The organism is Dysgonomonas sp. BGC7, from assembly GCF_001261735.1.
Classification (GTDB): domain Bacteria; phylum Bacteroidota; class Bacteroidia; order Bacteroidales; family Dysgonomonadaceae; genus Dysgonomonas.
This window is the reverse complement of the sequence record NZ_CVRP01000010.1, coordinates 228,260-248,905: the sequence shown is the minus strand read 5'-3', so window position 1 is coordinate 248,905 and position 20,646 is coordinate 228,260. Positions and strand designations below refer to the sequence as shown.

Genomic DNA, 20,646 nt, shown 5'->3' with positions numbered 1-20,646 from the left:
TATGATAGAGATTCCCGAGTCGACTGTCATAAGTCGTCAAGCTGAAACAATACTAATTGATAAACAGATTGTAGATGTTGTTCAGGCATCCAGTCCTCATAGATTCACTTGGTATAGTGGCGATCCTATACTATACCGCAATTTGTTGGTAGGGCATAGAGTAGAAGCTTTAGCGGGGCACGGATCATTTATTGATATTTTGCTTGATGGAAATGTTAGAATATCAATAAGTGATGGAGTAAACATGAAGTTCTACCCGGCTATTGAAAAATATCCTGTCAAACATCAACTATTGATTCTTTTTGAAGATAAAAGTTTTCTTGCATTTACAGTGTCGATGTATGGTGCAATATATGTTTATAATGGAGCTATTGATAATTTTTATTACCAGAACAGTCTACAACGCTTATCTCCTCTCGATGAGACATTCAATAAAACTTATTTCGAACACATATTTACGAGCGTAAAAAAAGATATGTCAATAAAAGCTCTTCTTGCTACCGAACAGCGAATACCCGGATTAGGAAATGGAGTTTTACAAGATATTCTATTCAATGCAGGAATTCACCCTAAGAGAAAAATTTCTACAATTTCTGATCTGCAAAAAGAAGATTTATTTCATTCCCTAAAAGTAACTTTACGCAGCATGATAAACAATGGTGGACGTAATACGGAGAAAGATTTTTATGGAAACTTTGGCGGATATAAATGTCTATTGTCGAGGAATACATATAAAAATCCGTGTCCTAATTGTGGTGGTACTATTGTGAAAGAAGCTTATCTGGGTGGTACAATATACTATTGTAGAGAGTGTCAGTCTGAGAAGTAAATAAATATTTGCTGTAATAACAATAGAAGTTTATCTATATATTGGTGAATAGACTGACAGAAAAAAGAAAAGATGACAAAGTAAAATACAGAAGTAAAGTGTACAACTTTGTCATGTTTTAGTTAAAATCGGATTTATTTCGGATAGTAAAAATAATTTATTGTTGCATTTACTACTATTTTTCTTATTCCCCTAAACATTAAAAAACCTTACTTGTTGATAACTGAAAATATATTCTTTCGGTTTAGATAGTATTTATAGTAACTTTACAAATTGAGAAAAGATAAAGACATGAATAATTTTGTGCATCTACACGTCCACTCCCAGTATTCGTTGCTTGATGGGCAAGCCAGCATCTCTAATTTGGTAGAAAAAGCTATCGGTGATGGAATGAAAGCTATTGCTCTTACCGATCATGGAGCAATGTATGGGGTTAAAGAATTCTTCAATTGTGTGAAGAAGAAAAATTCTAAGTTCGACTCTGAAATTAAAGGATTGAAATCAGAGCTAAAGAAACTGAAAGAAGAAACTGAAGTCGACAATTCTACTAAAATTGTAGAATTACAAGCAAAAATACAAGAACTAACTTCAAAGAAATTTAAGCCTATCATTGGTTGTGAATGTTATGTTGCCCGAAGAGGAAGATATAAGAAAGAAGGTAAACCTGATATGAGTGGTTGGCACTTGGTTGTGCTCGCCAAGAATTTAAAAGGATATAAGAATCTTATAAAGCTGGTTTCACATGGATGGACTGAAGGTTTTTATGCTCGTCCGAGAATAGATAAGGAACTACTTGAGAAATACCATGAAGGTCTTATTGTTTCCACAGCATGTCTGGGAGGCGAAATCCCTAAAAAAATAACTGCAGGAGAAATAGAAGAAGCAGAAAAATCTATCCTTTGGTTTAAAAAACTGTTTGGTGATGATTTTTATCTCGAGCTTCAACGTCACAAAACAAATCGTCCCGATGCGAATAAAGAAGCATATCCTTTACAAGAAAGAGTAAATAAAGAACTATTAGTTTTGGGCGAAAAACTAGGTGTTAAGGTTATTGCAACTAATGATGTCCACTTTGTAAACGAAGAAGATGCCGAAGCACATGACAGACTTATCTGCCTGAGTACTGGTCGTGATTTCGACGATCCTAATCGTATGCGTTATACAAAACAGGAGTGGCTGAAAACAACAGCCGAGATGAATCAAATATTCGGCGATATACCACAGGTACTTAACAATACATTGGAGATTGCAGATAAAGTAGAATTCTACTCTATAGACTCTGATGCGTTGATGCCTTTCTTTGATATAGATGCTTCTTTTGGGACAGAAGAGGGTTATAAGATAATGTATTCGGAAGAAGACCTTATAAAAGAGTTCGGAGAAAAAGAATACAAGCGTCTTGGCGGCTATAATAAAGTCATCCGGATCAAATTGGAATCTGATTATCTGGCTCACTTAACGATGATTGGGGCAGAAAAACGTTATGGTAAGGATTTGGATGAAGAAGTTTCTGAACGGTTAGAGTTCGAACTAAATACAATGAAGACCATGGGTTTTCCTGGATATTTCCTTATTGTACAGGATTTTATAGCTGCAGCTCGCGAAATGGGCGTTGCTGTAGGGCCCGGTAGAGGATCTGCTGCTGGATCTGCTGTTGCTTTTTGTTTAGGAATTACAGATATTGACCCTATCAAATATGATCTCCTTTTTGAACGTTTTCTCAACCCCGATCGTATATCTATGCCCGATATAGATATCGATTTCGATGACGATGGACGTGGAAAAGTTCTGAAATGGGTGACTCAAAAATATGGTCAGGAACGTGTAGCTCATATTATTACTTATGGTACAATGGCTACTAAATCTGCTATAAAGGATGTTGCCCGTGTGCAAAAATTACCATTGTCGGATTCGAATAGACTGGCCAAATTTGTACCCGATCGTATACCGGATAAGAAAAAGGTGACGCTTAGGGATGCTATAGAATTTGTACCCGAGCTGAAAGAAGCAGCTAATAGTCTCGATCCTACCATGCGCGACACAATTAAATATGCACAGATGCTTGAAGGTAATGTGCGAAATGTAGGAGTGCATGCTTGTGGTATTATCATAGGACAACAAGATATATCCGATACTGTTCCGGTAGGAACTGCTGAAGATAAAGAAACCGGTGAAACGATTCTTGTGACTCAGTATGAAGGGACTGTGATAGAAGAAACCGGCTTGATCAAGATGGACTTTCTTGGATTGAAGACACTCTCTATCATAAAAGAGGCCTTGGAGAATATAAAGCATACAACAGGAGAAACTGTAAATATTGACACTATTTCTCTTGAAGATCCTAAGACTTATGAGCTATACAGCTTGGGTAAGACTACCGGTACATTCCAATTTGAGTCAGCCGGTATGCAGAAATATTTGAAAGAGTTGCAGCCCTCCAAGTTTGAAGACCTGATAGCAATGAATGCCTTATATCGTCCCGGACCTATGGATTATATTCCATCTTTCATCGCTCGCAAACATGGTGAGGAAGAAATAAGCTACGATATACCTGAAATGGAAAAGTACCTGAACGATACATACGGTATTACGGTTTATCAGGAACAGGTCATGCTTCTTTCCCGACTGCTGGCAGGGTTTACTCGTGGGCAATCCGATGAGCTGCGTAAGGCTATGGGTAAGAAATTGATAGATAAGATGAATGCCCTAAAAGAGAAATTCTTATCAGGTGGAAAAGAGCGAGGACATGAGAAAAAGACATTAGAGAAAATATGGGCGGACTGGGAAAAGTTTGCATCGTATGCTTTCAATAAGTCTCACGCCACATGTTATTCTTGGGTTGCATACCAGACAGCATGGTTAAAAGCTAATTATCCGTCAGAGTATATGGCGGCTGTTTTGTCTCGTAACTTGTCTAATATAACTGAAATCACTAAATTTATGGACGAATGCAGAGCCATGAGCATGAATGTACTCGGGCCTGACGTAAATGAATCGTTCCTTAAATTTTCAGTAAACAAGGTAGGAGATATTCGCTTCGGATTGGCTGCTATAAAAGGAGTAGGAGAGGGAGCTGTGATGAATATAATAGAAGAAAGAGAAAAAAATGGGCCATTCAAAGATGTCTTTGATTTTGTAGAGCGTGTAAACTTGAGTTCGTGCAATAAGAAGAATATAGAATCACTGGCTTTGGCAGGGGCATTCGATGCATTTCCAGAGATCAGCAGAGAGCAATTCTTTGGTGTTAATAGTAAAAATGAAGCGTTTATTGACCTGTTGATTCGTTATGGAAATAAGTATCAGCTAGATAAAGATCAGGCAGTAAACTCTCTGTTTGGAGATGATTCTTCTTTCGATATTGCTCATCCAGATATCCCTATAGTACCTAAATGGTCTGATTTGGAGCTCTTAAATAAAGAACGTGAACTTATTGGTATCTATCTTTCAGCTCATCCTCTCGACGATTACAGAATTGTTTTAGATTATGTATGCAATGTCGGTATGGCTGAAATAGAAGATAAAGACGCTCTTAAAAACAAGGAGGTTACTTTCGGCGGATTAGTATCAACTATCAGGGAAGGTATATCCCGAACCAATAAGCCATATATGATTATCCGTATCGAAGACTTTACCGGAAGTGGAGAAATCGCGCTGTTTGGCGATGACTATATAAACTTTAGTAAATACGGAAGACAAGGTCTTTATCTTTTCATAAAAGGCCGGGTTCAAGGTCGAAAGTTTGATCCTACCCAGTTAGAACTTCGGATTAACTCTATTCAGCTTCTACCCGATGTAAAGGATCACCTGATAGAGAAGATTACAATCACCTTACCATTGCACGATATGAATAATCAGATGATAGAAGAACTGTCTACTCTAACTAAGAACAATCCCGGCAATTCATTGTTATATTTTCAGATAGTCGATGGAGAGCGGAACATGAAAGTAGACCTCTTTTCTCGCAGTATGAAAATAAATGTAAAGAAGGAACTCATTGATTATCTGACTGAAAATGATAATTTATTGTTTAAGGTAAATTGAAATTTCGATATTTAAAATAGATTATTTACCTTTGTATTACAAAATAATTTATAGACATAAGTAATAAAAACAACATATTAATAAATAAAAATTATGGCTTTAGAAATTACAGATGCGAGCTTTGAAGACTTATTAAAGTCTGAAAAACCTCTTGTTATAGACTTTTGGGCAGAATGGTGTGGTCCATGTCGTATGGTAGGTCCTATCGTAGAAGAACTTGCTGATGAATATGCAGGAAAAGTAACCATAGGAAAAGTAGACGTAGATAATAATGATGAAATTACATCTAAATACGGTATTCGCAATATACCTACAATCCTGTTTATCAAAAACGGAGAAGTTGTAGACAAACAAGTTGGAGCCGCACAGAAATCTGTTCTGACAGAAAAAGTGGAAAATCTATTGAAATAATTGATCATATATAGATAGTTATCTGTCATAATAATATAGAGTAGAAAAAAGGTTGTCTTTGAAGACAACCTTTTTTCTGTCTTTACTTTATCACTTGTACTTTGTTTATATCTCTGGGCTTGGCGTCAGGGGACTCGTTCTTATATCCCATTGTGATGCCAAAAGCAACCTCGTGAGTATCGGGTATATCCATCTCTTCCAGGAAAGCTTTCGAATCAGGATCGTTTAGTATACTTGCCGTATTCCCTACCACACACGTTCCTATATTCATAGACTGAGCACTGAGCAGTATGTTTTGAGCAAGTAGTCCGCAGTCGACAGCGCTATATGGATTTGCCTTGTCTTTGGCCACAACTATAAGAGTAGGCGCATTGTGAAATACACTGAACCCCGGCTCTTGAGCACGTGCAGCACTTCCTTGCAATTTCTTACCTTTAGCCTTTTCTACAAAGCTTGCATTGATTCGGTTTAGCAAGTCGGCATTTTGGATAACTCTTACTTCCCACGACTGTCTGTTAAGTGCACTCGGTGCATTGATGGCACATTGTATAATAGTATCCAGTTGTTCTTGTTTCACCTGTTCGGGCATATATGAACGGATGCTTCTGCGGTTCATAATAGTCTCTACTACTACATTCCCTTGTTCTGTACTACTGTCTTTCATTTCTTTCTTCTGATTGTCGCAGGCTAAAAGTGTTATACACGCCATAGCTGTTATTAATACTTTTCTTGTCATACGGTTTATTTATATAAATAGGTTATTTTTATAATATTTGAAGTAGCAGTCGATATTCTGAATCTATCATCGGCACGGTGTCCCACAATCCAAACGATATCATTGCCTGAGCATAGCAACCATGTTTTTTCTTTGTCGAAGAGACTAAATTTACTGTCAGAAAAATAGTCACTTACTTTCTTCTTTCCTTTCATGCCAAATGGGACAAACTTGTCTCCCTGACGCCATTTACGCAAAGTTAACGGATAACTCAATTTTCCTTTATCGATATAAATAATATTATGATTTTTTTCGATTTCAAAATTCTCTGCTTTTTGTACCTCTTCTATTTTCAGATCTATTGGGTGCGACAATAGTTTATCTTCGCTTTTTATACTGAAACTGTCAACCGATAGAGTATTTTTCTTTTTCAATATAAAATATCCTCTGTCTTTCAGTAGTTCATGAGTTTCAGAATAGAAAACTTTTCCCGGCTGGCTTACCAGCGATTGCAGTATCTGATGTATTGTAGCCCTGTTGAATCCGAATGGTGAAAGCAGTTCAAATAATATAGCTTCCGGTTCCATGTATTGTATCAAGATTGCTATACTTATTTTGTTTTCTTTAAATATCTCATTCTTTACTTGCTCTATATACATCTTATATATATTATTCACTTGCGACAGATTTTCGGCTGAACGCAAAATGGCATCCTTTACCGAAGGATTAATCGACTCTAGCAAAGGCAATATATTCAATCTGATTTTGTTACGAGTATATAAATCCTCACTATTGGTGCTGTCATCCACGTATTTTAGTCCCCGTTCTTCGAGGTATTGCAATATGTCTTCTCTGCTGATACACAGAAGAGGACGAATAATATACCCATTCATAGGAGCAATTCCCGTCAGCCCTCGTATTCCTGTTCCTCTGATCAGGTTGAGTAAAATAGTTTCTACCGAATCGTCGCGATGATGTGCTATAGCAATTTTGTCAGCTAAGTGTATAACCCTTAGTTGCTCAAACCAGTTGTAACGCAACTCCCGGGCAGCCATTTCTATAGATATAGAATTGATAGCTGCATGTGCTTCCGTATCGAAATCTATACGCTCAAACTTAAGATTGTATTTCTGACATAGTTCTTCTACAAAGAAAGCATCTCTATTCGATTCTTGTCCACGTAGATGGAAGTTGCAATGAGCCACTACACACTCTATTTTAAAACTATGCAATATATCGAGCAAAGCTACAGAGTCAGCCCCTCCGCTTACACCTACTATTACTTTTTCTCCACCTTGCAGCAGTCCGTTTCTTACAATATACTCTTCTACGGTCGAAAGATTCATAATCTGAACATATATTTTAATGAAACATTAAAGATAATTCTTACTTGTCTAATTACTTCAATCCGAATATAGATATTTGATAAAAATAACATCAGTTTTTAACTAAAACCTGACAGACCGTTACACTTTTATCGAAATATAATCATTGATATTTGCTGTCTCATAGTTATCACTGTTTTGTGTAAAGTCGTTCCTGCTGATTACATTCCTGAAGTCGGTCATCATTTTCACAGCTTCGGTTTGGCTCACTTCTTTCGGAAACCGTAATATAATAGGATTGTCCTGACGCTGAGGTAGAGCTGTAGCTTCTTTCTTTTCTTGTTTTCTGTCGCTGCGCACTAATGCTAATTTTATGATTGAAGCTTTTGCAGCCACTTTTCTTTTGGTTACAGTTTTCGATTTTATAGTTTCCTCTCCATAACCATTGTCGGTGTACACGATCTTTTCAGTTGTCACAATGTACGAATCCAATTGTTCGCGCAACGAACGACGTGCAAGAATTGCCAGAGAAGCGTCGCGGCGATTTTCGGCTTCTTCCAATGCCTGATAAAATTCGGACTTGGAATTTTTCCACTCATAAAATGTATTGCGGCTTATTTTCAGTGCATCACAGATTTCTCCTACTGTGTAAGTATCTTCTTCTATTAGTCTTACAATTTTCTCAACCAAACGCTCATTGTATTTTGCCATAATCTAAAAAGTTTTCTTTATATAGATAAAGATCTTTTGATATGTTTATCCTTTTAATTAAACGATAACAATTAATGTCTCATTTGTCTGCGATACTTGTAGGGGTTGGGCTTGTCCCTGCCCGTTAATTCGGGTAGCCACAGGGTTACCCCTACAATCAAAGAATGCTTTGTATTACTTATATGGAAATAATTTTTGAAATATTTTAGGGGCGAAGAAACTTTCGCCTGTTGATTATAGTAGGCAAATATTCTCCCTGTGGTTTCAATTAAAGATAAAAGAGAAATAGAATATTAAATTCTTTTTGCAACTTAAAATAACAAGAATGTCATTTTTTATTTCTAACTTTGCACCTCAGATATTCATATTAGAATTTCGGATATTTGAAATGAGAAAAAAGAAGAAACAATTTATTATAAGCTAAAAGGAACAGATATATTAATATCCCGTTCCTTTTTTTTTACCTTTGTAAATAGTAATTACTCACATTATATTTCTAGCAAAAATGCATTCAGACAAAACAGTTCAATTAATTCTTGACGACGGAACAATCTTTGAAGGAAAGTCTTTTGGAGCCGAAACAGCTAATGCGGGCGAAGTAGTATTCAGCACTGCGATGGTAGGTTATACAGAAAGTCTTACAGACCCTTCGTACCTGGGGCAAATACTGGTTGTTACCTTTCCTCTTGTAGGCAATTATGGAGTTCCCGAAGATGGTTTTACAGATGGTATATCTGACTTCTACGAATCGGAGAAGGTGCAGGTAAACGGACTCATTGTTTCGGACTATTCTCATGAGTACTCGCATTGGAATGCGAAGAAAAGTTTGGGAGAGTGGCTGAAGGAGCACAATGTACCTGGTGTTTATGGTATCGATACCCGAGAACTGACAAAGCTTTTGCGAGAAAAAGGTTCGATGAAAGGTAAAATTGTCTTTAAAGGAGCAGACGAAATTGATTTCTACGATCCTAATATTGAGAATCAGGTAGCAAAAGCCAGTTGTAAAGAAGTTATAACATATGGCAATGGACAGAAGAAGGTTGTTTTAGTCGATTGTGGAGTAAAACACAATATAATCCGCAGTTTGTTGAAGAGAAATGTTACGGTTATCCGTGTTCCATGGAACTATGATTTTAATCAACTGGAATGGGATGGTTTGTTTATTTCAAATGGTCCCGGCAATCCTGATTTCTGTGACGAGACAGTGAAGAATATACGTAAAGCAATGGAAGGCGATAAACCGATCTGTGGTATATGTATGGGAAATCAACTGTTGTCGAAAGCCGGAGGAGCAACTATATACAAATTAAAGTATGGGCATCGTAGCCATAATCAACCTGTGAAAATGGTAGATTCGCCTAAATGCTTCATCACATCGCAAAATCACGGGTTTGCTGTGGCAAATGCCTCTTTAGGAGCAGACTGGGAGCCATTATTCATCAACTTGAATGATGGAACTAATGAAGGAATCAAACACAAAACCAAGCCTTTTTTTTCGGCTCAGTTTCATCCCGAAGCGGCAAGTGGGCCTACCGATACTGGTTTCTTGTTCGATTATTTTGTAGAAAAATTATAGATATTAAAATTTCTATCAGATTTAGTCTCATTTGATTATGGATTTTGAATTAGTCATTCCTGTTGCTCCTGCGCATATTAATTTGTTTGATAAACATATCGGACAAATAATAAAGTATGTGAATCCTGTTCGCACTACAGTTATTGCAAATGGAGCATTTATCGGAGAGGTGAAAAATAAATATCCTCATATACATTTTATGAATGAAGACGAGTTGGATGATACTATAAATATGCGATTTCTACGCGATTATTTGCAAAATCGTATAGGTGTATCTAACCGTGCAGGATCATACATGCAGCAATTCATAAAGATGGTCTATGCTTTCAAAAGCCAAACGCCATTGTATTTGACGTGGGATATAGATACAATACCTCACAGACCTCTTTCTTTTTTTGATGAGGAGAAAATCTTGTTTTCATATACAGATGAGTATCATGTGCCATATTTCGATACTATGAAGAGGCTTTTCAATATGCATAAGTCTTTTTCTAAATCATTTATTGCAGAGCATTTAATGATAGATCGAGATATTATGAAAGAAATAGTTGTGAAGTTACAAAATGTTGATCTGGCTAAGCATTGGCTTGTTAATGGAATGGATGCAGTTGACGATGAGTTTATTGGTCATTCTGGTTTTAGCGAGTTTGAAACTTACGGCACATATGTGTTCCATAATTATAAGGATAGGTACAAACCTCGATATTTTTGGCATAACAGATATGATTCGAAAAAGATATCAATCAGACTATATAAGAAATTTATTTCTGATATTTTCGATACTTCCAGTTTTGAAGTTTGGGCACAGTCTGAAATAAAACTGAGAAGATTTAAGAGATTCTATAAGGATACGCTTGAGAGAAAAAAGAATTTTAAATTGATAGAATGGTAAACTCTGAAAAAACATATAAATAATGGATATAGATGTAAAAAAAGTATTAGTATTAGGTTCGGGAGCATTGAAGATCGGTGAGGCCGGAGAATTTGACTATTCGGGTTCGCAAGCGCTAAAAGCCCTGAAAGAAGAAGGCATTGAAACTGTACTGATCAACCCCAATATTGCAACGGTACAAACCTCGGAGGGTAGTGCCGATAAAATATACTTTCTGCCTATTACCCCATACTTCGTAGAAAAGGTAATACAGAAAGAAAAACCTGATGGCATACTACTTGCCTTTGGGGGACAAACTGCATTGAACTGTGGTGTACAACTATTCGAAAGTGGTGTACTCGAAAAATATAACCTGCGTGTACTGGGTACTCCTGTACAAGCTATTATGGATACCGAAGACCGTGAGCTTTTTGTAAAGAAGCTGGACGAGATAGACGTTAAGACCATAAAGAGCAATGCTGTAGGCTCTATCGAAGATGCTGTAAAAGCTGCCGCAGAACTAGGCTATCCTATTATTATACGTGCTGCGTATGCTCTGGGCGGACTTGGTTCAGGTTTTTGCGACAATGAAGAAGAGCTTCGGGTACTTGCCGAAAAAGCACTGTCTTACTCTTCTCAGCTATTGGTTGAAAAATCACTTAAAGGTTGGAAGGAAATAGAATACGAAGTTGTTAGAGACAAATACGACAATTGTATGACGGTATGTAACATGGAAAACTTCGACCCTCTGGGCATCCATACCGGCGAAAGTATTGTAGTAGCTCCATCTCAGACACTTACTAATAATGAATTCCATAAACTGCGCGAGCTGTCGATCCGTATAGTAAAACATATAGGTATCGTGGGCGAGTGTAATGTTCAGTATGCTTTCGACCCCGAGTCGGAAGATTATCGTGTAATTGAAGTAAATGCTCGTCTGAGTCGCTCGTCGGCATTGGCATCCAAAGCTACGGGCTATCCGCTTGCCTTTGTAGCTGCTAAACTGGGATTAGGCTATGGCTTGTTCGAACTGAAAAACTCGGTAACGAAATCTACTTGCGCATTCTTCGAACCTGCATTGGACTATGTGGTAGTTAAGATTCCTCGTTGGGACTTGGGTAAATTCCACGGAGTATCTAAAGAAATCGGCTCCAGCATGAAGTCGGTAGGAGAGATTATGGCTATCGGACGTACTTTTGAGGAAACAATCCAGAAAGGCCTCCGTATGATAAATATAGGTATGCACGGATTTGCAGCCAATAAGTCTCTTGAGGTAGATAACCTTGACGAGTCTTTGAGCAATCCTACCGATAAGCGTATCTTCTGTATCGAAGAAGCATTTAAAAGAGGATATACTGTCGATCGCATACACGACCTCACCAAAATAGACCGTTGGTTTTTACAAAAGCTACAATATATTTTCGAATGTTCGAAAGAGCTTGAAAGATATGATGATATACAGTCTTTACCGCTTGATTTGTTGCGCTCTGCAAAACAAAAAGGTTTTTCTGACTTCCAGATTGCTAAGATTGTATGCAAAGAGCCTGCATTGATAGAAAATATTCAGCATGAAGTACGCCGTATCCGTAAAAAGAATGGAATCGTACCATGTGTAAAACAAATAGATACTTTAGCAGCGGAATATCCGGCTCAGACCAACTATCTGTATATAACATACAACGGACACGAGAACGATGTGAAGTATCTCGGCGACCATCGCTCTGTTATAGTCTTGGGATCGGGTGCTTACCGTATCGGTTCTTCGGTAGAATTTGACTGGTGTTCGGTTAACGCTTTGCAAACCATACGCAAAGAAGGATATCGTTCGGTAATGATAAACTATAATCCCGAAACTGTATCTACCGACTACGATATGTGTGATCGTCTCTACTTTGACGAGTTGACATATGAGCGTGTGATGGATATCATCGAACTGGAGAATCCTCACGGGGTAATATTATCGGTGGGAGGACAAATACCAAACAATCTGGCAATGCGTCTCGATGCTGCCAATGTGAATATTCTGGGTACTAAAGCTCAGTTTATAGATAATGCGGAAGACCGTCATAAGTTTTCCAGCATGCTCGACCGCATAGGAGTAGATCAGCCTCGCTGGAAAGAGTTGACTTCGCTGAACGACATAAAAGGATTTGTGGAAGAAGTAGGTTATCCTGTGCTTATCCGTCCGTCTTACGTGTTGTCGGGTGCAGCAATGAATGTTTGCTCCAACGATCAGGAGTTGGAAAACTTCTTAGGGTTGGCAGCAGAGGTATCTAAAAAACACCCTGTAGTAGTAAGCGACTTTATAGAAAATGCAAAAGAGATAGAGATAGATGCCGTAGCCAACAAAGGCGAGATCGTGATGTATGCCATCTCCGAGCACGTAGAGTTTGCTGGAGTTCACTCCGGCGATGCTACCATACAGTTTCCTGCGCAGCGTTTGTATATAGAGACTGTGAGAAGAATAAAGAAAGTAGCCCGCAAGGTGGCTGCCGAACTCCAAATATCAGGGCCCTTCAATATGCAGTTTCTTGCAAAAGACAATAGCATACGGGTGATAGAATGTAACTTGAGAGCATCCCGTTCATTCCCGTTCGTATCTAAGGTGCTGAAAATAAATTTCATTGAATTGGCTACACAGGTGATGCTGGGCAAAGATGTGGAAAAACCAAATAAAAATGATTTCGATCTGGACTATGTGGGTATAAAAGCTTCCCAATTCTCATTCTCCCGCTTACAAAAGGCAGACCCTGTACTCGGAGTAGATATGGCCTCTACGGGCGAAGTAGGTTGCATTGGTGACAACTTTTATGATGCCATGCTTAAGTCCATGTTGTCGGTAGGATATCGAATACCAAAGAAGACAGTATTGTTCTCGACAGGACCGGCAAAATCGAAGGTTGAACTACTGGAGGCTGCAAGACTGTTGCACAAGAAAGGATATGAATTGTATGCTACCGGAGGATCACAAAGGTTTCTGGCTGATAACGGAGTGCCTACAACTCAGGTATTCTGGCCAAGCGATAATCAGAAGCCAAATGCTCTGGAAATGATTCATAATAAGCAAATAGACCTTGTGGTGAATATACCAAAAAACTTCACAACAAGTGAACTTGACAACGGTTATAAGATAAGGCGTGCGGCTATCGACTTCAATATTCCTTTATTAACTAATTCACGTCTGGCTTCAGCTTTCATACAGGCATTTTGCAAAATGAATGTAGATGAGCTTGAAATCAAAGCATGGAATGAATATGATTAATAAATATTATATCAACTAACGAGAGAAAAGAACCATCCATAATGTTGGATGGTTCTTTTTTTTTGTTTTTTTACCTAAAAAATAATAATATGGCTTTTATTGTCGTTATATTGTAGTTCTATACAACATAATATGTAAAAGAAGTTATATTATGATATACTTCTGAAGTAACTGCTAATAGTAACAATTATACTAGAATAGATAATAAATAGTTCAGAGAACTTAAAATCAACATTGTATGAAAAAGGCTTTGTCATTTTCCCTTTTGCTCCTTTTCTTATTTAATATTTCTTTGTTAGCCCAAGACAAAAAATTATTGATTAAAATTAATTCAATAAAAACGAAAGAGGTCATAACCTTTAAGTATGATAATAGTAATCGCCTTATATATTTTGACGAAAAGGGGGTGGCTACATACTGCGAATTTAAGCTAAAGTATGATAATAAAACAAATGTTTTATCTGAGGTTCAGATGAATAAGGATAGGGGAGAGCTTGTGTTAAACTCTAGCTATAACTATTCTAATGCAGGCTATGTAATCGAAGAGCAGAAGAGTAGTGGAAAACAGGTTAAAGAGAAAACTACCGATTATAACAATATTTATACTGATGGCGAGGGATGTTTGATAAAAACAACGTTTGATGACGGTAAGTTGTGGGAAGAGTTCAAATATGACGACAAGCATAATATAGTGATATATACACAACACGCAGTTTTAGGAAATGGAGATATAGTGACAACAAATGAATATGGAGACGATAAGTCTATTTTCACTAATATAGTAGGGTTGCCTGCATGGTTCTGGGCAATACACCTCAATAGTATGCAGTGGTGTAATGGCTTTACCGGAACTAATAGCCTGAAGTATTCGAATACTGAAAATCCACATGTAGATACACCTCCCATAGCTGTTACTTACGATTATGATGCAGAAGGATATCCTATAAAACAATTTTATAATGGAGAACTTGTTTGTGAATTTGAATATAAGACACTTAAATAAGTAATACAAAGCATTTATTGATATGCTTTGCCGTTTAGAGGGACTTCCTCTTATCCTACCAATGTGTTAACTACGAAAGGTATCCCTAAAAATACATCATTAATATATCAATATGAGGTACTTGATACAAAAACGAGAGATCTCAATCTTTCGTTTTTTTTACTTAATCGCAAGTATCAAACTCTGATTTCAAAATAATATAATAGAATATTTTAATTATTCAGAAAAGTATCAACAATCAGTTATATTGTATAATTAGTTGTCAATAAGTATGTTTAGTTTTGATTTATACTAATTTTAACAAATATAACCATGAAAAGATTAATACTTTATTTTGTATTATTGTTAATTACAATCAATGGCTATTCACAGAATAAAATTGTATGTAATTTCAATTACATCTCCTCTAATTATAATTCGTGGGGAAATGTATCTATCAATGTTCAGTCTTCAACAGACGGTAGCCTTGGCAAAACCGGTTTGATTTCTGTTCCTGCTAACAATGAAGGGGATGGAGTTTATTTTAATCTTAACAATCCATTTACAAAATCGGTCTATTCGGGTATTAAACTGAGAGTTAAATCTAGTAATATGGGAACATTCTCTTTTGTTTATAAACTTGAAAATACATTAACAGGAGCTTCATCTTCCGATTGGGAGACATATCCTAAATATAATGCGAATGGACAATGGCAAGAAGTTATATTACCTATGGATAAGCTTCAGGATGGGCAATTTAATAGAATTACATTAGTGCCTGCTGCTTATGAATATAAATCGGCTTTTTCATTCTATATTGATGAAATTGCCCTTGTTGATAAAAATGTCAATTCCAGCAGTCCGACAATTACGATTAGTGGTAATAAATTTTATGCTTATAATAAACAAATATTTTTTAATGGGATAAATACCGCATGGCAATGGAATAATGATTACCGATTAGATTTTTTAGGTAGAAACTATAATCAGGAGTGGTGGCAGCAGGAATTTACTAGATATGAACAAAATAATATTAACCTTGCACGAATATGGATACATGGAGGGGGAAATACGAGTCCTTCTTTGAATGGAGATGGAGTGGTAACAGGTGTTACGAATCAATTTTGGACTGATATGGATAAACTTGTTGCATTATCAAAAGAGAGACAAATATACATTATGCCTACTTTCTGGTCTTTCGATATGGTAATCAATAATTACAACGCTACTCGTTGGAGCCAGTTTCGGCAAATAATTAATGACGAGAATAAGACTAAATGGTATTGTGAATATTTTCTAGTTCCATTTGTGAAAAGATATAATAACGAGCCATATATTATGGGGTATGATATATGTAACGAGATAGAACATATGTGGAGAGATGGTAACTGTGGAAATTTATCTCGTAACAATGTTATGAGGTTTATAGCTATTTGCGCTTCTTATATACACAAGCATACAAATAAACCTGTTACCTCTGGATCAATGTGGATAATCTGTAATAGCAGTAAATATAGCAGCTGGACATGGGCTGATACATATGCGGGTAATAACTACAGCGAAACCTCATTAAGAGCAAGATACAATGACGCAGATGCGTATCTCGATTTTTATTCACCACACTGGTATCAGTGGCAATCGTCAGGAGCCTTTTTCAATACTACTATCGGAGAATGGATGGACGATGGTTATAAGCCTGTAGTTATTGGCGAAACACCCGGATATAACGTAAACGAATCGGGTTGGAATATGACTTTGGCTAATGCTTACCTGAATGCGTACTGGAACGGTTACAGTGGCGTATGTGCTTGGAAAAGCCCTTGGGAAAATGACGGATACGGAACTTTTGCAGGAATAACACCTGCTACAAATAATTTTTATCAAAATTATCCTCAATTAGTATATCCGAATGGGAAAAGACAAACCTTTATGGCTACAGATTTTTCAATAACAGATAATCAGTTGGAGAAAGAAAGTGCAACCGTAAGTGATATTGATATTTCTATCGTCAATGAATATACTCTTAGAGTGAGTATTGAGAATAATTATAATAATGCAACTATACAAATCGTAGATGTTTCTACAAGCCGTATAATATCTACTCAGAAAATCAGAAATCAATATTCTGAATTTGATCTTCACAATGTTGGAAATAATAAGATCATAGCGGTGAAAATAGTAAGAGGTGGCGATACGGTTTCAAAAAAGTTTTATGTAAGATAATCTAATTTTTTTACTGAAAAAATGAAAGCAAAGCTGATATATCGGCTTTGCTTTTTATCTTTATGAGGCTATATTCAAAATAGTATAATCCTTTAATTGTATTGTATAACTTTTCATCGTTAGTTATAAATAGTTTTGTGTTATTACTATCGAGAAATCAATATATGATGCAACCAATTAAAATATATACGAATGAATATAGGAAGTAGAATAAAAGTAATAATATTAATAATGTGTACAATATTCAGTTCGAGTCGTATCAGTGCTTCTCCTGTTTTTACAGAAATAAAATCGGGATGGAAATTTAAGCAAGCCCGATTAACTAATTGGTACCCGGCAACTGTTCCCGGAGTAGTACATACTGATCTAATGAATAATGGCATATTGGAAGATCCATTTTTCAGACTGAATGAAAGAGGTGCTCAATGGGTTGATAAAGAGGACTGGATTTATGAAACAACCTTCGATCTGGATAAAGTTTCTTTCAATAAAGAGAATCTCGATTTATATTTCAAGGGGTTGGATACTTATGCAGATGTATATCTGAACGGCAATAAAATACTAGAGGCAAACAACATGTTCAGAGAGTGGAGGGTAGATGTGAAAAAAATAATCAAACAAAATGATAACCATCTTAGAATATATTTCCATTCGCCTATCAAAGTAGATACGCCTAAATGGGAAGCTTTGCCTTTTCAGTATGAAGCAATAAACGATCAATCTGAAAATGGCGGTGTCTTCGATAGAAGGTTAAGTGTATTTGCCCGAAAAGCAGGTTATCACTATGGCTGGGACTGGGGGCCAAGGTTAGTTACCTCAGGCATTTGGCGTCCTCTGTTCGTGGAAGCATGGGACGGGCTTCGTATAGATAATGTTCATTATATACAAAAAAATGTATCTGCAAGAAATGCTGACATTGAAACAGTACTTGAAATTGTTGGAAATAAAGATCTTGTCGGAGTAAAAGTAGAAATAACTGATGAGCAATCCGGTAACCGATTGGCATCAACTATTGTTGATATAAAAAAAGGAGTAAATAAAGTACAGGTGAATTTCTCCATAAAGAATCCTAAATTATGGTGGTCAAACGGATTGGGAGAGCCTCATCTTTATACGTTTAATGCCAAAGTAACTGCTGATAATAGTATCATTGATAACAAGAAAGAGAGAATAGGAATACGTTCAGTAAAACTGGTAAGGCAACCGGATAAATTTGGAAAAAGCTTTTACTTCGAACTGAATGGTATACCTGTATTTTCTAAAGGTGCGAATTATATTCCGTGCGATATGTTCCTTCCTCGTGTTACTAAAGATATTTATAGGAAAACTATCCAAGATGCAGTAGATGCTAACATGAATATGCTTCGTGTATGGGGAGGTGGAATATATGAAGACGATTATTTCTACCAACTATGTGACGAGTCAGGAATCATGGTATGGCAAGATTTCATGTATGCATGTAGTTTATATCCGGCAGAGGGAGAATTGTTGGAGAATATCCGACAAGAAGCTATAGATAATGTAGAAAGATTGAGGAATCATCCCTCTATTGCTATCTGGTGTGGAAACAATGAGTGTCTCGATGCATGGGCTATTTGGGGCTGGAAGCGAGACTATACTGCAAAAGACCCTAAAATAGCCGATAAAATATGGAAACAGTTTTACGATCAGTATTTTGTTGTTTTGCCCGAGGTGGTAAAAGAGTATGATCCGATGGCATGCTATACACCATCTTCTCCATTTACCGATATAGATGGACGAAGAGATCACACCGACGGGGATATGCACTATTGGAGTACATGGCAGAAAGGATTGCCTATAAGTACTTATAATGATGAAAAAAGCCGTTACTTTAGTGAATATGGATTTCAGTCGTTTCCCGAATGGTCTACCATTCTATTATATGCACCTGATGAAAAGGATTGGAATATAACCTCTGAAGTGATGATGTCGCACCAAAGGGGTGGGGCAGAAGCCAATAAAACGATCGAGAAATGTCTTACAAATGAATATGGAAAACCTAAAGACTTCAAATCGTTTCTTTATCTGAGTCAGGTTTTGCAAGGTGATGCTATGAAGATAGCAATGGAAGCTCATCGCCGCGATATGGGGTATTGTATGGGATCACTGTTTTGGCAACATAACGATTGCTGGCCTGTGGCATCGTGGGCTAGCCGCGATTATTATGGACGTTGGAAAGCTCAGCACTATTTTACACGTGAGGCATTTAAGGATATATTAATATCACCGATTGTTAATGGCGATAGAGTTGACATATTTACTGTTTCTGATCGCTTGACGAGTACGAGGGGAAAACTAAATGTTTCTGTTTTGACATTAGATGGAAAAATTGTTTCAGAAATAACTAACAACTCAAGCATACCTGCTAATGCAAGTACAAGACTTTATTCTGAATCAATAAATAAGCTAATCTTAAATGAAGAGAAAAGTAATGTAGTAGTCACCGTAAGCTTTACTGATGAAAAAGGGAAGCAATACTCTAATAATTACTTTCTATTAAATCAGAAACAAATAAATCTCCCTCAAGCAAACATAATATACAGTATCAGAACAATAGAGAGTGGCTTTGAAATTACTTTACAGAGCGATAAATTTGCCAGAGCTGTATATTTGTCTATTGATGGAATTAATAATTTCTTTGGCGACAATTATTTCGATTTGTTGCCAAATAAGAAGAAAGTTGTAAATGTACAATCAGAATTATCATTCGCTGATTTCGAAAAGCAGTTTACTATTGTATCTCTCCGAGATTGCTTACAGTAGCTTTCTCATAGTATAGAATATAAAAAAAATCCGCCTCGAAAAGAAAAAACGAGACGGACTTTTATTTTTTGATTCTCTCTTCTTATTTCTTGTCTTTATTTATCTTATTTATCCAGTTTAACATCAAAAGGCAGGCTGGCGCATATACATTTCCATGATCAAATCCCTGTAATTCGTAAAACTCAATATTCTTATGCCCTACAGCTTTCATTATAGCATTGAGTTGTGCATTCTCTTCGTAACGCGCTGTAAGTTCCATCCTTTTATCTCCTGTAACAAGAAGCATGGGAGAGGCGTCTTTTCTTGCATGACTGATAGGTGCATATTCATCTATATACGGAATGTCGAATGCTAAGTTCCTTTCTTTTTTGATTGTATAGTGCGTATTAGTTTGTCCGCTAATGGGAATTGTACCTTTAATTTTGTCCGCATCAATATTATACTTCTGTAAATATGATTTGTCCAGTGCAACCATTAATGCCAGATAGCCTCCTGCCGAATGTCCCGATACAAATATCTTTTCAGTATTTCCACCAAAAGATGAAATATTATTAAATACCCATGCAATGGATTGAGCCGCATCTTCTATATACGCCGGATTTTTTGCTTTGGGGCTTAATCGGTAATTAACAGAAACTACGGCAATGCCTTTGTTTTTCAATTCGTCAGGAATTCCCTTTTCTCCACCTTCCAGTCCTCCGCCATGAAACCAAACTACTGTAGTGTAATCTGTTTTTCCGTTCGGATAATAGATATCCAGCTTGCAACGCTCTTTCTTGTATGCATCCGTATCCTCTGCCGGAATATAAGAAACATTCTCTTTTAGTATATAGTTCTGACAATAAATAGAACTGAGATACAAACTGAATAAAACAATGGTGCTGATAAATTTTTTCATAAATTTTGATATGCTAAA

General features: G+C 36.7%; 13 protein-coding genes. 9 read left to right on the top strand and 4 right to left on the bottom strand.

Features of this window, described 5'->3' with window-relative positions:
* The first annotated feature begins 1 nt into the window (after position 1).
* From BGC7_RS10895 to trxA, 3 genes are all read left to right on the top strand, one after another.
* Positions 2-829 (top strand): formamidopyrimidine-DNA glycosylase, encoded by an 828-nt coding sequence (locus BGC7_RS10895; RefSeq protein ID WP_050701620.1) that lies wholly within the window; start codon positions 2-4, stop codon positions 827-829.
* 291 nt (positions 830-1,120) lie between these two features.
* Positions 1,121-4,870: a DNA polymerase III subunit alpha gene (gene dnaE, locus BGC7_RS10890; protein WP_050701619.1), complete on the top strand. Its 3,750-nt coding sequence runs from the start codon at positions 1,121-1,123 to the stop codon at positions 4,868-4,870.
* Between the two features lie 93 nt (positions 4,871-4,963).
* Positions 4,964-5,281, top strand: a complete 318-nt coding sequence (trxA, locus tag BGC7_RS10885; protein ID WP_050701618.1) for a thioredoxin — start codon at positions 4,964-4,966, stop codon at positions 5,279-5,281.
* 82 nt (positions 5,282-5,363) lie between these two features.
* Here trxA and BGC7_RS10880 read toward each other — a convergent pair whose 3' ends face one another.
* From BGC7_RS10880 to BGC7_RS10870, 3 genes are all read right to left on the bottom strand, one after another.
* On the bottom strand, positions 5,364-6,017 hold the full coding sequence (locus BGC7_RS10880; protein ID WP_050701617.1) for a nitroreductase family protein: 654 nt from the start codon (positions 6,015-6,017) through the stop codon (positions 5,364-5,366).
* A gap of 5 nt (positions 6,018-6,022) precedes the next feature.
* The gene (tilS, locus tag BGC7_RS10875) at positions 6,023-7,342 is read right to left on the bottom strand and encodes a tRNA lysidine(34) synthetase TilS (protein WP_050701616.1); all 1,320 of its coding nucleotides are present in this window, start codon (positions 7,340-7,342) and stop codon (positions 6,023-6,025) included.
* 120 nt (positions 7,343-7,462) lie between these two features.
* Positions 7,463-8,032 (bottom strand): TetR/AcrR family transcriptional regulator, encoded by a 570-nt coding sequence (locus BGC7_RS10870; protein ID WP_050701615.1) that lies wholly within the window; start codon positions 8,030-8,032, stop codon positions 7,463-7,465.
* A 505-nt stretch (positions 8,033-8,537) separates the two neighbouring features.
* Here BGC7_RS10870 and carA point away from each other — a divergent pair.
* From carA to BGC7_RS10840, 6 genes are all read left to right on the top strand, one after another.
* Positions 8,538-9,608: a glutamine-hydrolyzing carbamoyl-phosphate synthase small subunit gene (gene carA / locus BGC7_RS10865; protein WP_050701614.1), complete on the top strand. Its 1,071-nt coding sequence runs from the start codon at positions 8,538-8,540 to the stop codon at positions 9,606-9,608.
* Between the two features lie 37 nt (positions 9,609-9,645).
* The gene (locus BGC7_RS10860) at positions 9,646-10,500 is read left to right on the top strand and encodes a hypothetical protein (protein WP_050701613.1); all 855 of its coding nucleotides are present in this window, start codon (positions 9,646-9,648) and stop codon (positions 10,498-10,500) included.
* A 22-nt stretch (positions 10,501-10,522) separates the two neighbouring features.
* Positions 10,523-13,741, top strand: coding sequence for a carbamoyl-phosphate synthase (glutamine-hydrolyzing) large subunit (carB, locus tag BGC7_RS10855; RefSeq protein ID WP_050701612.1), 3,219 nt, complete (start codon positions 10,523-10,525; stop codon positions 13,739-13,741).
* Positions 13,742-13,979: 238 nt separating this feature from the next.
* Positions 13,980-14,744 carry a hypothetical protein gene (locus BGC7_RS10850; protein WP_050701611.1) on the top strand — a complete coding sequence of 255 codons (765 nt, stop codon included), beginning with the start codon at positions 13,980-13,982 and terminating at the stop codon, positions 14,742-14,744.
* Positions 14,745-15,056: 312 nt separating this feature from the next.
* On the top strand, positions 15,057-16,946 hold the full coding sequence (locus tag BGC7_RS10845; protein WP_050701610.1) for a glycoside hydrolase 5 family protein: 1,890 nt from the start codon (positions 15,057-15,059) through the stop codon (positions 16,944-16,946).
* Between the two features lie 192 nt (positions 16,947-17,138).
* Positions 17,139-19,730, top strand: coding sequence for a beta-mannosidase (locus BGC7_RS10840; RefSeq protein ID WP_050701609.1), 2,592 nt, complete (start codon positions 17,139-17,141; stop codon positions 19,728-19,730).
* Between the two features lie 82 nt (positions 19,731-19,812).
* Here the strand turns inward: BGC7_RS10840 and BGC7_RS10835 are convergent, their stop codons facing one another.
* Positions 19,813-20,628: an alpha/beta hydrolase gene (locus BGC7_RS10835; protein ID WP_050701608.1), complete on the bottom strand. Its 816-nt coding sequence runs from the start codon at positions 20,626-20,628 to the stop codon at positions 19,813-19,815.
* Between the last annotated feature and the right edge of the window lie 18 nt (positions 20,629-20,646).

Excerpts from the sequence above, each read along its gene's own strand:
- BGC7_RS10870 (WP_050701615.1), bottom strand. The coding sequence starts at position 8,032 with ATGGCAAAATACAATGAGCGTTTGGTTGAGAAAATTGTAAGACTAATA.
- BGC7_RS10895 (WP_050701620.1), top strand. The coding sequence starts at position 2 with ATGATAGAGATTCCCGAGTCGACTGTCATAAGTCGTCAAGCTGAAACA.
- trxA (WP_050701618.1), top strand. The coding sequence starts at position 4,964 with ATGGCTTTAGAAATTACAGATGCGAGCTTTGAAGACTTATTAAAGTCT.
- BGC7_RS10880 (WP_050701617.1), bottom strand. The coding sequence starts at position 6,017 with ATGACAAGAAAAGTATTAATAACAGCTATGGCGTGTATAACACTTTTA.
- BGC7_RS10835 (WP_050701608.1), bottom strand. The coding sequence starts at position 20,628 with ATGAAAAAATTTATCAGCACCATTGTTTTATTCAGTTTGTATCTCAGT.
- carB (WP_050701612.1), top strand. The coding sequence starts at position 10,523 with ATGGATATAGATGTAAAAAAAGTATTAGTATTAGGTTCGGGAGCATTG.
- BGC7_RS10840 (WP_050701609.1), top strand. The coding sequence starts at position 17,139 with ATGAATATAGGAAGTAGAATAAAAGTAATAATATTAATAATGTGTACA.
- BGC7_RS10850 (WP_050701611.1), top strand. The coding sequence starts at position 13,980 with ATGAAAAAGGCTTTGTCATTTTCCCTTTTGCTCCTTTTCTTATTTAAT.
- BGC7_RS10845 (WP_050701610.1), top strand. The coding sequence starts at position 15,057 with ATGAAAAGATTAATACTTTATTTTGTATTATTGTTAATTACAATCAAT.
- dnaE (WP_050701619.1), top strand. The coding sequence starts at position 1,121 with ATGAATAATTTTGTGCATCTACACGTCCACTCCCAGTATTCGTTGCTT.
- BGC7_RS10860 (WP_050701613.1), top strand. The coding sequence starts at position 9,646 with ATGGATTTTGAATTAGTCATTCCTGTTGCTCCTGCGCATATTAATTTG.
- carA (WP_050701614.1), top strand. The coding sequence starts at position 8,538 with ATGCATTCAGACAAAACAGTTCAATTAATTCTTGACGACGGAACAATC.
- tilS (WP_050701616.1), bottom strand. The coding sequence starts at position 7,342 with ATGAATCTTTCGACCGTAGAAGAGTATATTGTAAGAAACGGACTGCTG.